Source organism: Candidatus Gracilibacteria bacterium (assembly GCA_041660965.1).
In the GTDB taxonomy this organism is placed as follows: Bacteria; Patescibacteriota; Gracilibacteria; order BD1-5; family JAGOOR01; genus JAGOOR01.
In genome coordinates, this window is record JBAZVH010000001.1 from 542651 (window position 1) to 557748 (window position 15098).

A 15098-nucleotide genomic window follows, 5' to 3' on the forward strand; every position below is an offset into this window, starting at 1 on the left:
TTGACAATATCATAATATTTATAATCTATAACCACTATAACATAATTTAGTGGTATGAAACAACTCATAATACCAGTGGTGACTCCTGGTGGTATTCCTTCAGAAAATGCCTTACAACAACTTGACCCTCAAACACTAACTGGTGATATTATCTGTCAGGGGGAAGACGGCGCTACTTGTACTCGGCATGTTATTCATTGAGTTCCTCAAGAATTCCATGATGCTTACCGTGCTTTGTTAGCCACGTTTAGGGAAGCGGCTTCTGGTATTTTAGCATGTGGTACTACGGGGGAAGGACCAGTTTTTTGACCATTACAATATTGATCTATATTGAGATCAATACGTGATGCTTGTCCAGAGAATATTAGGATTTATGCTGGTTTGCTTGGATGAGATACTATGGTAGGGGAACAAGCTAATATCGCCCAAGCACTCGGTATTACTCATCTCGTATTAGGGCTCAATCATACTCGAGACAATGTGGCTCGGTTTCGTGCGGTCATGGAGTGTCTTGACCCCGCGAGTCGACTTATTTTGTATAATCTGCCCACGTTTCCTCCTGCGGATAAAAAATTTGTTCGTTCCTGTCTTGATACAGATCCTAGAGTAGCGTGATTCAAGGATTCCTCTTGAATACTAAAATATTTTCTTTGGCTCTTGTCGCTCCAAGATCAATACCCTGGTTTTCAGGTATTTCATGGAAGTGAAGAATGATATGAAAAACTTTCTCGAGAGGATTTGTCTTGTGCTTCTGGACTTGTAGCAGGCAATGCTAATCCACATCCTGGTCTTTTACGGGCTTTTATGAATAATCCTACTCATGCAGAAATCCGTGCAGCACGTTCTGGTATCCACGATGATCTAGATAGTCTGTCTAGTCGTCCTGTAAATAACGCAGCGGAGCGCATCGAAAGACATATTAATGGCTTAAAGTTACGATTTTCACAGATACCCATCCATCCTAACAATCCTGATGTTAAAATTTTTCATCCTCATCAGACCTGACTCCATGTATCGCGGACAGGAGGTCTATTTGATACGTATGTTTCTGGATAACAGTATTTGACAAAACAATATAAATATGATTTAATGTGTATGTTCAAGTGATTTTCACTTCCTCATACATCGTATGTATCGGTATCGCCCACGACATATTCACCACCACCTTCTTCGAAATCTCCATATTCCGACTGCTTTGTGTGCTTTGCTCCTTGTTGCCTCTCTTCTGAGTGTGAGCACATTTGTTCTCGCTTCTGCAACGGCGAATTTTCGTATGGTTATCAATCCTGGAGTTCTCGTTGTTGGAATGGTAGACAGTGATTTTAAACCAGTTACTGACCCTATGGTTGATATGGGGGAGAAATTTCAATCTTCTGAATGCCAGACAGCAACAGGGACATTTGGCACGACGACGCAAAAAATCTATATCCAAAATCCTGGTGTTGCCAACAATTGATGGGTCGTGACTCTTTCTGCTGCATCGCCACAGAGTACTTGGCAAGGAGATGAAGCACATTTTGACTTTAATGATGCTATGGATTCCGGTTGTACTGATTGACCTGATGTAGATACCTTTGCTGGGCAAATGACCGTGAGTCCTATTACTGGGGATCTATCACTTGGCGTGTGTTCTGTTTCTTGCCAAACAGGAGGTGTCATGCTCTGATCTGTTGCATCTTTTGAGGAATGAACGACAGATGTCATTACACTCCTCTCTGCTTCGACTGAATCGAGTGATAGTGCTGACTGGCTACTTCAAGGTGTCACTGTGACGCAGACTATTCCTCAAAATCAATTCTCCTCAGAGAATTATGCACTCAATTTATTTCTCTCCGTAACGGCAAATTAAGATTGTATTATTTCTTTAGTAAAAGATTTGACAGGAAAATAAAAGTATGATTTAATGTGAGCACTGATGAATTTTCATCACCTATTCCTTTCATTCTTTTATGAAAACTCATTCGCTTCTCCGTAGACTCAATATCACTACAGCCATTGGGCTTGTCATCTTGACTGCTGGTGCTTCCTCTACAGCCCTCTTTGCTGCAGCGACATCCAATTTTCAATTTACAGTCAATGCTGGGACACTCTCAGTCGACATTGTAGACGGTTCGTATGTTACTGTTGGAAGTCCAGCTGTAGTATTTACTCCCGCTACTTTTAGTTTTTCTTGTCAAACTGCTTGAGTTACTGGGACATTTGGTACAGCAACACAGCAAATTTATGTGAGAAATCCTGATGCAGCCGATGGTGGCTGGGTCACCTCACTTGCCGCTTCTGCACCAACTGCCTTTTGGGATAGCGCAGGGACTGATGTTGATTTCAATGATCCAACCACTTCTGGTTGTACTGATGGTGGTGATGCTGACTCTCTCAATGGTCAACTCACCGTCGATGCTTCTGGCGGTACACTCGCTGCTGGTGCACGCACAGCTACTTTGCTTACCGGTGTTACCAAAGGGTCATCAAGTGCCTTTAATCAGGCAACGGTAGATAGCATCACTCTCTTAACTGCTGCCGCTGGTTCTGAAGATGTGGGCGATTGGACACTTCAGGGCGTTACTTTGAGCCAGTCTATCCCAGCGGAAACTCCTGCTGCCAGTGATTATGATATCAATATGACACTCTCAGTTGTAGCGAGTTAAATCTTCCAAATTATTTTTTAAATCCTCTCCATTTCTGGGGAGGATTTTTTTATATCAGTATTATTTTTTTTTGCATAGCAAGTATTTTTTCTATTCTTTCTTTTTAGTACTCTTTTTTTTACTGTGTTTTTCCTATACTAAAGACAATTCTTAATCCCTTTTTATGGTATCTCATTTTTCCCGTCTCGCCAGTATAACAATTGCCTCTGTAATTCTTGCTACTTCTTTCTCGGCGGAAGCTATTGAATATGGTGGTTTCGGGGGTCGTCCTGCCTATCCACGAGAAGATAATGCACGTACAGAGTCTATCTTTATTCATACGCTTGAGCCAGGTATCACACAAAAAGAAGGTGTCAAAGTCGTCAATAACACTCAAGAAAAAAAGACATTTCTTATTTATGGAGGCGATTCGACACCATCAACCGATGGGGCCTTTGCATGTAAGCAATTTTCTGAAGAAAAAAAAGATGTGGGAGCATGGATAGAGCTCGCAAAAACAGAAGTCACTCTAGATCCTGGTACGAATCAAGTCATACCATTTACTATTACTGTTCCAAAAAATGCGAGTGTCGGAGAGCATAATGGATGTATCCTTATCCAGGAAAAGAAACCAGCGCCAAAAGAAGACCAAGCCGGCATGAGTCTCTCAGTCCGAACCGGAATCCGTGTGGCTATCACCATTCCTGGAGACCTTGAAAGAAAACTCGAAATAGCAGGATTTACCCTCGAACGTACTGAGACGGGGTTTACGCTCCATCCGCAAGTCAAAAATACTGGCAATGTCTCTATCGATGCCGATGCTCGTGTGACGACTCGTTATTTCTTTGGTCCTGTTCTCATCAAGCATGGTGGTCAATACCCTATTCTTCGAGGCGACATTTCTGACTGGAGCTTTGAAATCAAGCATCCATTTTGGGGAGGTCTCTATCGTTCTCAATTTACGGTAGAATATGATGCGAGTAAAGAAGCATCTGTGGGTGTCACAACAGATAAAAAACTTGTAACACTCAGGAGTAAAGCGCTCTGGTTTTGGAGTATGCCGACTCTGGCAGGTCTGGCTATTGAGATTATTCTTCTTCTCTTTATTGTGGCAATAGTCTACCTGGTTCGTCTCGCTCAAAAACGCAAAGAATGGATTCGTCTGCATTGGGTGACACATACACTTATGACACAAACAGATATTGTGACACTGGCAAATGAATACGATGTTTCATGGAAGCTCCTTGCACAAGTCAATCAACTGAAGCCCCCATATACTCTCAAAATAGGGGATACACTCAAAGTGCCACCTATGTATAGTTCTTCAGCAAGTGAGGCAAAATCTACTGTAAAAACTCCGAGAACCATCAAAAGAATCAAAAAATAACATATCTTGTGCTGTATGGTGTGAAAATCACATAAACATCTTTTTGCGTGATTCTTGCAGAGCAAGTTCGGTATTTTTTTCGTGACATTTTTTGTCTTCAATGCGTTGGCATTGTATGGTATTTTCTTTTTCTTTCAGTCCTCTTCTCTCGCCGCTTTTGTTGCGAAATATCCGCTTCTTGATCCTATGAGGCATTTCATGGAAGAGAAAAACATCATCACTACTTTGCAACCTATACGACTCAAATTCCGAGATATTATTGAGAAAAATGGACCTAATTCTATCTCACTCTATTTTGAATACCTCAATACGGGTGCCAATATTTCCATCAATCCAGATCTCCGTATCCTCCCTGCGTCACTCATCAAGGTACCTCTTGCGATGGCGGTCATGAAAAAGGTAGAACGAGGCGAATGGTTCCTCTCCAACGAACTCGTGATGATGAAAGATGATAGAGACACTAACTGGTGAGATGTGCACAAACGACCCATCGGGAGCACGATAACTATTCAGAAACTTTTAGAAGAAATGCTCCTCAATTCTGACAATACGGCGTACCGTATCCTGTACCGTAATATGTCATTTGATGATCTCCAGGATGTTTTGATAAAATTGGGTCTTGAAGACCTCTTTAATGAAGAAGGGAAAATGAGCTCCAAGGAATATACCCGTTTGATACGAGCACTGTATGCGGCTACTTACCTCGATCCAAACTCTTCACAATTCTTGCTTGATATCCTCGCTAGAACATCCTATGATGAATATCTAGGTCAGGGTGTTCCAGATACGGTCAAATTTTCTCATAAAATCTGAGAAAATGTAGATGAAAAAGTGATATCAGATTCTGGAGTAGTCTATGTAGAGTGAAGACCATATCTGATATCAGTGATGATTGATTACAATGATATCTGACATGATCGAGCATTGCAGGTATTAAAGGATATTTCTCAAACGGGTTATGACTATATAAGTACTGCTCAATATGAGAAAAATTAAGCATTTTTTTCATATTCTGTTTGTCAGTTATTTGGTTATTTCGATTATTTTTTCTGGGATGCCTTTTGAAGGAGTTATTCAGCATTTGCGAGAAGGAAATATCGTCGATGTGATGTACCATGCCCAGAAAAATAGCAATGTGATAGATACCGCTATCAATGAATTCGTAGTTCCCAAAATTCCACATGCCTACGCTAATGGTACCACGGATGCTATGATGACCTATGATACGCTCAATGGTACTTCAACTCCCAAGGTTCGACTCTGGGATGGTTCTGCATGGTGAGCTGAGACATCGGCTACACCATTTAATGGCACAGAGATTTATCACATGATGCTCAAATATGCTCCCACCCGTGATGAAGCTATTTTGGTGGCACTCACCAACAACTGACAAGTCCAAGCACAAGTCTTTAATGGGACATCATGGTGAAGTGTGACGGTATTGTCGAATGTGAGCACTACGAATCCAAATGGTATTTCTCTCTACCGTGGTTTTGATATCGAATATGAACAATCGTCCGGAGACGCTATTGTGGTGGCGGGTGACGGTACTGCTGATCCGAACTATTATGTCTGGAATGGTTCGTCTTGGGCATCAGGAGTGGATATCAATATTCCGACGACTGGTGTACCGTATTTTATCGAGCTTGCTTCCAAGTCAGGTGCTGATGATCTAGCAATGATTGTTCTCGACTCAAACTCGGATACCTATGGTATGCGATGGACAGGAAGTGCGTGGGATAATATGGGGACGGCTACTGCCTGGGAAACTACTGCCTCTATTGCTACCATGAAAGCCATCGATGTCGCGTATGAAAAAACCTCGTGAGACATCATGTTTGTATGGTGATTTGCAACCGTAGCGACAGCACACTTTCGATACCGTACATATTCGGGGACCACCCTTGGTGCTGTGACCAATGTGACCAATGCAAATCAGGGTTGAGTTGCCCGGTGGATCAAGCTCGCTCCAAATCCGACAGCAAGTTCAGATCAGATCATGATAGGACTGCATGATGCCGGTGCCGATCTCAATACCTTTATTTGGAGCGGTACTGCCTGGAGTGCCGTTCATGCCGAGCATAGTGCCACTACAGAAAATGCTGCTGCTGATATGGATTTTGATATCACTTTTGAGACACACAGCTCGAATCCAAATGATGCTTGGCTCCTCTGGTCAGATAGTGCTACGGTGTCTCGTAAACTCTGGGACGGTGGTACGTCTGCATGGCAGACAGCGACGACGATGGGGGATGATAATATGGGTATTGTACTCAATGCTCAGCCCAATAATGGTGCTGTTTTAGCAGGAGTCTATGAAGACGATACTTCGGCGACAGATGATATCCGAGAAGCCCATCTGACAGGAGGAAGTCAAACATGGTCAGCCATTGCTCAGATGTGGGCAGGTCCTACCCGCCGCAATCTCTGAGTGCTCCGTATGGCACAGGATGTCCAAAAATATAATAGCTCAACCGAGGCAATGTGGGTATATGTGACAGAAGACAGTACTACTTACCCCCGGTATCGACGATGGACAGGAAGTGCATGGGGTTCTGAACTGGCCGCCTCGTGAACCAATGGTGAACTCCGGCATGGCGTGCTCAAGACTTCTCCGAAAAGAGATGAGGCTATATTGGCAACAATTTGAAACAACGGTCGTGTCGAAGCTCAGGTGTGGAACGGGGCTACTGGCTGATGGTGAAGTGCAGCACTTCTTAATACTACCTCCAATGTAAACGGTGACCGAGATATACAATCATTATACCGGTGATTTGATATTGTTTATGAAGAAAGTTCAGGCGATGCCTTGGTGGTAACAGGTGATGGTACGGCAGACCCTAACTACTGGATATGGAATGGGACTTCTTGGGCTGGTCCTGTGGATATCAATATTCCGACAACAGGTATTCCTGCCTACATCAAACTCGCTGCGAAGCCAGGTACTGATGAACTTGCTATGATTGTTTTGGATGCTAACTCAGACGTCTATGGTATGCGGTGGACTGGGAGTGCCTGGGATAATATGGGGACATCAGCCGCTTGGGAAACAACCGCCTCGATAGCCACCAAAGAGGCCATCGACGTCGCTTATGAAAAAACCTCGTGAGATATTATGTTTGCCTGGTGATTTGCGACGGTGGCGACTGCTTTTTTTCGGTACCGTACTTACTCTGGCACGACACTAGGCGCTGTAACTGGTGTGACCAATGCAAATAATGGTTGAGTAGTAAACTGGCTGAGGTTGGCCCAGAATCCGACTGCTTCTTCAAATCAAATTATGTTTTGAGCTGTTGATGCCGGTGCCGATCTCAATACCTTTATCTGGGATGGTGCTGCATGGAGTGCGGTGCATGCTGAGCATTCAGCGACAGTAGAAAATATCACCGGTCGTATCTTTGATATAGCTTTTGAGACGCATGCATCAAGTGCCAATGTTGCATGGTTGAACTGGTGAGATAGTGCGACACTCTCTCGAAAACGCTGGGCAGCTGGGGCGTGGGGCACAGCGACTACACAGGGTGATGATACGGATTATGTAGCACTCAATGCTCAACCCAATAGTGGTGCATTTTTTATGACAGCCTATGAGAGTTCAGCGTCTGCTTCGTTGGATATAACAGAAAACCGCATTACTGGTGGTGGTACAACTTGGTGAACAGCAGCAGCGATGTATAGTGGGCCTGTAGCTCGTACAGCCCTTCCTCTGACAAAAGTAGCGGTTGCAGGTGAACGCTATATTCTCCCGACCTATACCCAGCAGGCGTATCGATTTTTTGCCAATACTGATACTACCGATGTCGGTACTGCACTTGCAGTACAGGATACTGCCGGTGCACTCTCTGCGGCTGGGGATGCTTTTCGTTTGCGCACTTTGCTTCGTGTCGATGGAAATGGCTTATTAACCAATGGACAACCATTTAAGCTCCAGTTTGCGCAACAATCGGGAACCTGTGATACAGCATTTAGTGGTGAAACCTATGCTGATGTGACCGCCTCGACCGTGATTGCCTATAAAAATAATACGACACCTGCTGATGAAGCATCCCTGACAGCAAATGCCAATGATCCCACAGATAGTGCTCGAACCATCGTCAATCAATCCTATCAAGAACTGAATAATTTCTCCAATTCGCAGGCCTCGATCCTCAATGGGCAGGATGGAAAATGGGATTTTGCCCTCTATGATAATGGTGCTCCGACGAATACGGCCTATTGTTTTCGTATGGTAAAATCAGATGGGACAGCACTCAGTACCTATACGACGATTCCACAGGTTACTACTGCTTCGAGTGGCGGCGCACTCTCGGTCGATATCGTGGATAGCGGCGGTACCCCTGTTGGGAGCCCTTCTATGCAGATGAATAGTGTTGTCATGTCTCTGGGGTATCAGACAGCGACAGGGACATTTGGCGTGACAGCACAGAAGATGCGTGTAAGTAATTCAACCGGCAATGCTCAGTGGTCGGCGAGTATTGCAGCCAATACTGGGAATACGGCTTTTTGGAATGGCACCAATGATTATGATTTCAATGATCCTACTGCCAATGCTGGTGATGGCGGTGATGCCGATAGTCTCTGAGGTCGTATGAATGTCGATGCCTCGGTTGGGACCCTCGGGGGGACATGTTCCACGACGGGTATTACAAAATGAGGCTCTGCTGGATTTTCACAAGGAGTGACGGATTCCATTACGTTACTCACGGCTGCTGGTACGGCTGATACTGGATGTTATTGGGATTTTACAGGAATCGCCATTTCTCAGACGATACCATGAGAACAGTCAACTGATAACTATTCGATTGCGATGACTCTGACGGTAGTGGCGATATAGAGATAGAGCAAAAGTTAGAGCTAGAGAAAGGAATATATATTTTCTTTTGCAAAATATTTGACAAAGAAATAAAAGTATGATGTAATGTGAGCACGATGGATGATTCCATCACTCTAATTCTTTTCTTCTATGAAAAATCTTGTCTCAAACAAGCTCCTCCGAAAGCTGAATATCACGACAGCACTCGGACTCGTAGTCTTGACTGCCGGTGTCACATCGACAGGGCTGTTTGCTTCGGCAACGTCAAACTTTGCACAGACTATCAATGCCGGAACACTCTCGGTGGATATCGTCAATAGTTCTTATGTGACGGTTGGGAGTCCAAGTGTCACCATGACGGCTGCACCATTTAGCTTTTCTTGCCAAACTGCAACTGGGACATTTGGTGCCGCAGAACAACTTATTTATGTGAAAAATCCTGATGCATCTGATACTGGTTGGGCTGTTTCATTGGCAGCTTCTGCTCCGACAGCTGTGTGGGATGGTGCTGCGAGTGATTACGATTTCAATGATCCAGGGACTGCTGGGTGTGTCGATGATGGTGCGACGACTGATGCAGATGCATTTAGTGGTCAAATGACCGTGGATCCTTCAGGGGGCACATTAGCAACATGATCCTGTGCAACATGTGGTACCACTTCTGTTACCAAAGGATCTTCAAATGCTTTTGTGCAAGGTTCTGTCGATAGCGTGACTGTTGTCTCTGGTGCTGCCGGATCTGATGATATCGGAGATTGGAAACTCTCAGGAGTCGCTATTAGTCAAAAAATACCAGCTGAACAAGCGGCTGCGAGTGACTATGATATCAATATGACACTCTCCGTTGTCGCGGTATAGATATATTACATATACTTCATTATAATCATCAAGAGCTCTTCGGGGCTCTTTTTGATAGAACGGTTGCCCTGAGGATAAAAATATGATGTAATAAGGAAGAATATTTACTTCCATCCTTTTATTCTATGAATACATATCTTTCTTCCTCTCTTCTCAAAAAGCTCAATATCCCTATCGCTCTGGGACTTGTTGTTATCATTTCGAGCAGTCTTTCGTTGTCTGTTTTTGCTTCCGCGACGTCAAACTTTGCTCAGACAATCAATGCCGGAACGCTCACTATCGATATTGTAGATGGTTCGTATGTGACAGTGGGGAGTCCTGCTGTGACGTTTACGGCGGCGCCATTTAGCTTTACTTGTCAGACAGCGACAGGGGCATTTGGCACGACGACGCAGCGTATTTATATCAAGAATCCTGATGCTGCTGATAATGGCTGGGTGGCATCATTGGCTGCTTCTGCTCCCACTGCTTTTTGGGATGGAGCTCTATCTGATTATGATTTCAATGATTCTACAACGGCGGGGTGTACAGATGGCGCTGATGCTGATGCTCTTGGCGGACAAATGACAGTCGATCCTTCTGTTGGGACACTTGCCACAGGCGTGTGTCTGTCGTGTGTGACGACCAATATTACAAAAGGATCTTCAAATGCTTTTGTGCAGAGTTCTGTAGATAGTATCACGTTGCTTACGGCTGCTGCGGGGTCAAGCGATGTGTGAGATTGGCATCTTCAGGGAGTCGCTGTGAGCCAAAAAATTCCTGCTGAGCAGGGAGCTGCCAGTGATTATGATATCAATATGACGCTCTCTGTCGTGGCAAGTTAACTATTTTTCTATGCTCAAAAAAATCTCTACATCTCTCTTTCTCCTCATCTATCTCAGTATTTCTGCTGTTTCTTTTGCTGACGAGGTCGTACTTGAAATCGTCTCAGAATCGCCTGTTTCTGTCGTAGAGACAGTACCTGAACCAGTGGTAGAAAATATTCCTGAAGAAATCATCTCAGATACTCCTCCTGTAGAAGATGTAGTACCGCCAGTAGTACCATGAGATGTCATTGTTCCAGGCACAGATGATACTTCTGTGCTTCCAAAAATCCTCCCTCTGGAAGAGGGCGTAATAGATACATCGCAAGATGTCCAAGAAGAAAATGTCGTAGATCTAACACTTCCAGAAAGTGCAATAAACCCTCTCGATGCTGCCCCAGAAGAAACCACGGAAGAGGTAGTAGAAGATATTCCTACTACAGAAGAGCCACCAACCACTCTACTTGTTGAAGTAGAAGAAAATAGTATTTTCACTCCTCCAGGTTCAGAGCCAGAACCATGGCAACCAGCAGTAGTCCAGGATCCGACTACAGATAATATACCTGTATGAGATACCGCAACACAATCTGATCCAGTCTTTTTGGCAGAAAATAGTGTTTTTACTCGACGACTTGCAGAAAATGTGGTCGTTGACCCAACAGCAAAACATACCTGCAAGGTGGATATTTTTCGTACGGATATATCAGATGTGGCTACTTCTATTCTCTCTGTGAAATTTTATGGGACGTCACTTTTGGCTGCATATGATGCTGAAATAGGCAGTCTACCAAACGGTATTGATGTGAGGTTTGAAAAAAACAATGATTATCTCTATAATTTCAGAGGGAAAGAGACAACACTTGAGCTTATAGTGAACAAACAGGATAATTCTCTTTCTGGGGATTTTACAATACCTATTATTTTTACTCATAAAAGCAAAGAAGAATCGTCCGTTATTTGTCAGCTCAATCTCATCAATGAAGAAGCACAAACATCTGCCCCACACATTATCCCCGTGGAACCCATACGTGATCCATCACAAGAGTTTATGATTCAATTTCTCGAAGATATACAGACAACACCTCTTCCTGATACTCCAGAAGAACTCATAGAATCTCTCATACCGCAGTCGCCCATAGAGGAGACCAGTATACCTGTAACAGAAGATGCGAATAGTATACCTCTCCAAGAATCTATTTCTACTACAGAAGATACTGCACCTGTCACAACAGTGATAGATGTCCCAGACATATCACCGGATATTGTTCCTGTAGACACCGATTTGCCTGAAATTATTCCACCCCCTCAATCCCTGCCTCAAGATACTACAGTGCCGTTAATACCAGAGACATCAATTACTGATTCTGTTCTACCGGTAGATGTGTTAGATCCTCAACCTATTATAGTAGATCCTCTTACTTCTTCCGATGTTTCATCGACGTAATACATCATCAAAAAAACCTTTTCTCAAGAATTTCTTTTCTCGGGCCCGTGCTTCTGTGTTTCGTGCATTTCTGATACTCCGATTTCATCGACTTCAGAGGCATCATAAAATCGCCATACTGGTCACAGGTATCAGTATTTTTATGGTCAGCATCATCACCATGATTTTGAGCTTTTCTGGTGACTCAGTGTTTGGTCAGGTCAGATTTCAATTAGTGATTCGCACTATTCCCGCCTGTTATAATGGTATCGATGATGATGGGGATGGCCTGGTAGATTATCCCTCTGATCCCAGTTGTACGGGTGCTTCTGATATATCTGAGGGATTGCCTTTTGTGCCACCTGTCGTCGCTTGTTTTGCGTCTGCGACACAAGGAACGACTGGTCAGAATATGACATGGATAGCCATACCTTCCTATGGTAATGGAACCTATACGTATACTTGGTCTGGAACTGATGGGCTCACAGGTACTACTCCCTCAATCACTAAAACCTATACCTCTACAGGTACCAAAACTGCTTCGCTGATGGTGACTTCGTGAGCCACTAATTCAGCGGTGACTCCTTGTACGAATTCAATCCTGATTGCCAATCCTTCCGGGTGAGGTGGGGGTGGTGGGTGAGGTGGGTGAGGTGGGGGTGGATGAGCGATTGTCGTCCCTCCCAAACCACCAGTTGTTCCACCAATAATAGTACCACCCAGAACAGTGAATGAAAATACTGGTACAGATACTCCTCTCGATGCTGCACCACCATGATGAGATAAGGAGAGTACGCCATCTCGCCCTGATTGCATAATCCCTACTTCTGAAGCCACTTTTCGAAACTACAAAGATTATCTTGTTTGCAATGCTCTGATTGCACCTCGGGTCACAGAAGAACACTATGAATATGAAAAACATACACCTCGCAAAGAGCTCCTCGGTGTCGCTGTTGAACTAGCTCTCAAAGATAAGAGTGTCGCTGTTCGCAGAGGACTTCTGGGTCTCTCATCTCAGTCAAAACCAATACAAGTCGCTGATACATCCTCACCTCGCTCATTTTACTTCCTCGATATTGGGCTTGATTGACAGCCAGAATGGTTAGTAACAACAATTCAAAAGGGTGTGATTTTAGGTCTTATCTCGACTGAAAATATCCTCTTTCATCCTGATACTGTATCCACTCGTGCAGAAACATTTGCCATGCTGATGAAGTCTGTTTGTATGGCTCAACTAGATGATCGACTGTATGCTACCTGGGAAGAACGAGTGTACGCAACAGCAAAACGATACAATGTTACCACAAGAAATTGGGACACTTTTCAACCACAGGCACCCATGTTACGACAAGATCTTTTTGTTATCACGGCAAAATTTGATCTCTGGAGAGACGCGACGGGGGGGTGTACTCCAAAAGTTGTCATTAAGCCACTCCCGCCTATTCTTCAGGTTGTTCCTGATACAATAGTACCGTCTTTGGCGAGCGCTCCACCGAGTCCTTCCTCGGTCAAGGGTACTAACAATGCTCCTGCGCCTATAGTTTACACTTCTAAAACAGTGCCTATTCAAGAGGCACAAAAACCAGGCACTTTCGTTCTCCTCTATGAAAATGAAATAGAAAAGGTCTACGCCTATATTGTGAAAAGTGGAGGTATGCCAGATGGTGTTCGGTTTCAGTATATACGTACTTTTTTGTGAAATAGATCGATGGCTTCTCGTCTCGTCATTCATACTATTGCTGGTACAGAATTTGCAGAAGATCGATGGCTTCTTTCAGGAGAAATGATCTTTGTCACTCTTAAGAAATAGTAAGTACCTTTTTTACCCAATCTTCTTTTTCACTTTTTGTGTAATCTAGAAGTGCTATTTTTCCAGTCTGAATCTGTGCATGAAACAATTTTACCCATAAAACCCCGAGATTTTGGATCCTTAATCCCGGAGTAAAATCCTTTCGTTCTGGGGTTAATTTTGCATTCCCAAAACTTGGGCGAACAGATACCTCGAGTCCAAATGTAGCAGAAAAATAATCTTGAATTGTCTTTCTGTCATCCTTTCCAATCGGTTCGATAAGAAAAGGTTCATAATGTGGTCTGGTGCTGCTCCAATATTTTTTGTGATTTTCATGGAGGAAGACGAGGCAGACATATCATTTGTGCTTGAGTGCTTGAGTGCTTGAGGGGGGAGATTTTTTTATTGTTTTTTTGTGCCGTATCTCCAGTGTTCATCCAGTTTGAAACCACCGACATTCTGGAAGAGGGTAGTCTTCTAGCTTTTCTGGAGAAAGATTGCCCGTGTAAGCTCAGAAGTCCATCAGAGCATTATTGATATCTACCCCAGAAATATTTTCTTTCTTGATTTGTTTCTGAAGTTGGGGAATTAGAATATTAAAATCATGTAATATTCCTCATTTTTTCTCTCTTCTCTCTTCTCTCTTCTCTTTTTTGGACTTTGCTCCAAAGTAATATCGCGAAAAAATCTTTTGGAGATTGGCGTCGAGAGCAAGTATTGGTTGATTATATCCGAAAGCAAGCAGTGCCTGAGCGGTGTATTTTCCGATTCATGGCAGTTTTCGAAGAAGCTCAAAATCATCTGGAAATATACCATCGTATTTCTTGACGATGATTTTTGCGAGCTCTATCATTCTCCGAGCACGAGAATAGTATCCGAGTCCTTGCCAATAGGGGAAGAGTGCTTCATAGGTGGTATTTGCCAGTGATCCAATAGTGGGGTACTTTGCAAGAAAGCGATCATAGTATCAGATAACCCTGTCTACTTGTGTTTGTTGGAGCATAACTTCCGCAATCCAGACATGATAGAGTCTCTCTCTGTCAGAGAGATGATATATCTGTCTCCATGGCAGGTCATGGCGTCAGTGTTTTTTATACCACGTGAGAATAATCTCAAAAGGAAATGTCTTATTTTTGAGAGAGCTCATGGTAGATATTTTCAGCATTCATTTGCTGTTGATTGAGGAGGTATCTTTGATCGTTCCCCAGACAATTAAAAGCCTCTGTTTGAGTAAAATCATCAATGAGTCTAATTTGCAATCCACATTCCCAAAGTATTTTTTTGACATCACATTGTGTCTTTTTCTTGTATTTTAGAAGTCATTCTGATGTTCTCTGGGAAAGAGAAAGGGAATATTCGAGCTTTATGAGCTCTGCTTTAGGGCTCAGCGGTGCCATAGGT

Annotated in this window: 12 protein-coding genes; 10 read left to right on the plus strand and 2 right to left on the minus strand. The window is 43.5% G+C overall.

Going from position 1 to position 15098, the window contains the following annotated elements; translation table 25 throughout:
- Nucleotides 1-54: 54 nt before the first annotated feature.
- The 10 genes from WC753_02685 (at nt 55) to WC753_02730 (ending at nt 13718) form a co-directional block, all read left to right on the plus strand.
- On the plus strand, nt 55-1056 hold the full coding sequence (locus WC753_02685) for a dihydrodipicolinate synthase family protein (protein ID MFA6080367.1): 1002 nt from the start codon (nt 55-57) through the stop codon (nt 1054-1056).
- A 73-nt stretch (nt 1057-1129) separates the two neighbouring features.
- Nucleotides 1130-1849 carry a hypothetical protein gene (locus WC753_02690; protein MFA6080368.1) on the plus strand — a complete coding sequence of 240 codons (720 nt, stop codon included), beginning with the start codon at nt 1130-1132 and terminating at the stop codon, nt 1847-1849.
- 100 nt (nt 1850-1949) lie between these two features.
- Complete coding sequence (locus tag WC753_02695) at nt 1950-2645, plus strand: hypothetical protein (GenBank protein MFA6080369.1); 696 nt, start codon at nt 1950-1952, stop codon at nt 2643-2645.
- 163 nt (nt 2646-2808) lie between these two features.
- Complete coding sequence (locus WC753_02700) at nt 2809-4011, plus strand: DUF916 domain-containing protein (GenBank protein ID MFA6080370.1); 1203 nt, start codon at nt 2809-2811, stop codon at nt 4009-4011.
- A 15-nt stretch (nt 4012-4026) separates the two neighbouring features.
- Complete coding sequence (locus WC753_02705; protein ID MFA6080371.1) at nt 4027-5007, plus strand: serine hydrolase; 981 nt, start codon at nt 4027-4029, stop codon at nt 5005-5007.
- A gap of 58 nt (nt 5008-5065) precedes the next feature.
- Nucleotides 5066-8845, plus strand: coding sequence for a hypothetical protein (locus WC753_02710; protein MFA6080372.1), 3780 nt, complete (start codon nt 5066-5068; stop codon nt 8843-8845).
- Between the two features lie 129 nt (nt 8846-8974).
- Nucleotides 8975-9682: a hypothetical protein gene (locus WC753_02715; GenBank protein MFA6080373.1), complete on the plus strand. Its 708-nt coding sequence runs from the start codon at nt 8975-8977 to the stop codon at nt 9680-9682.
- 125 nt (nt 9683-9807) lie between these two features.
- Complete coding sequence (locus tag WC753_02720; GenBank protein ID MFA6080374.1) at nt 9808-10506, plus strand: hypothetical protein; 699 nt, start codon at nt 9808-9810, stop codon at nt 10504-10506.
- Between the two features lie 10 nt (nt 10507-10516).
- On the plus strand, nt 10517-11929 hold the full coding sequence (locus WC753_02725) for a hypothetical protein (GenBank protein MFA6080375.1): 1413 nt from the start codon (nt 10517-10519) through the stop codon (nt 11927-11929).
- Nucleotides 11913-13718, plus strand: coding sequence for a PKD domain-containing protein (locus WC753_02730; protein ID MFA6080376.1), 1806 nt, complete (start codon nt 11913-11915; stop codon nt 13716-13718). The genes WC753_02725 and WC753_02730 overlap by 17 nt, the downstream gene beginning before the upstream one ends.
- Here WC753_02730 and WC753_02735 read toward each other — a convergent pair.
- On the minus strand, nt 13708-14844 hold the full coding sequence (locus tag WC753_02735; protein MFA6080377.1) for a hypothetical protein: 1137 nt from the start codon (nt 14842-14844) through the stop codon (nt 13708-13710). The two genes, WC753_02730 and WC753_02735, sit on opposite strands and share 11 nt — an antisense overlap.
- Complete coding sequence (locus tag WC753_02740) at nt 14825-15094, minus strand: hypothetical protein (GenBank protein ID MFA6080378.1); 270 nt, start codon at nt 15092-15094, stop codon at nt 14825-14827. Before WC753_02740 ends, WC753_02735 begins: the two co-directional genes overlap by 20 nt.
- Between the last annotated feature and the right edge of the window lie 4 nt (nt 15095-15098).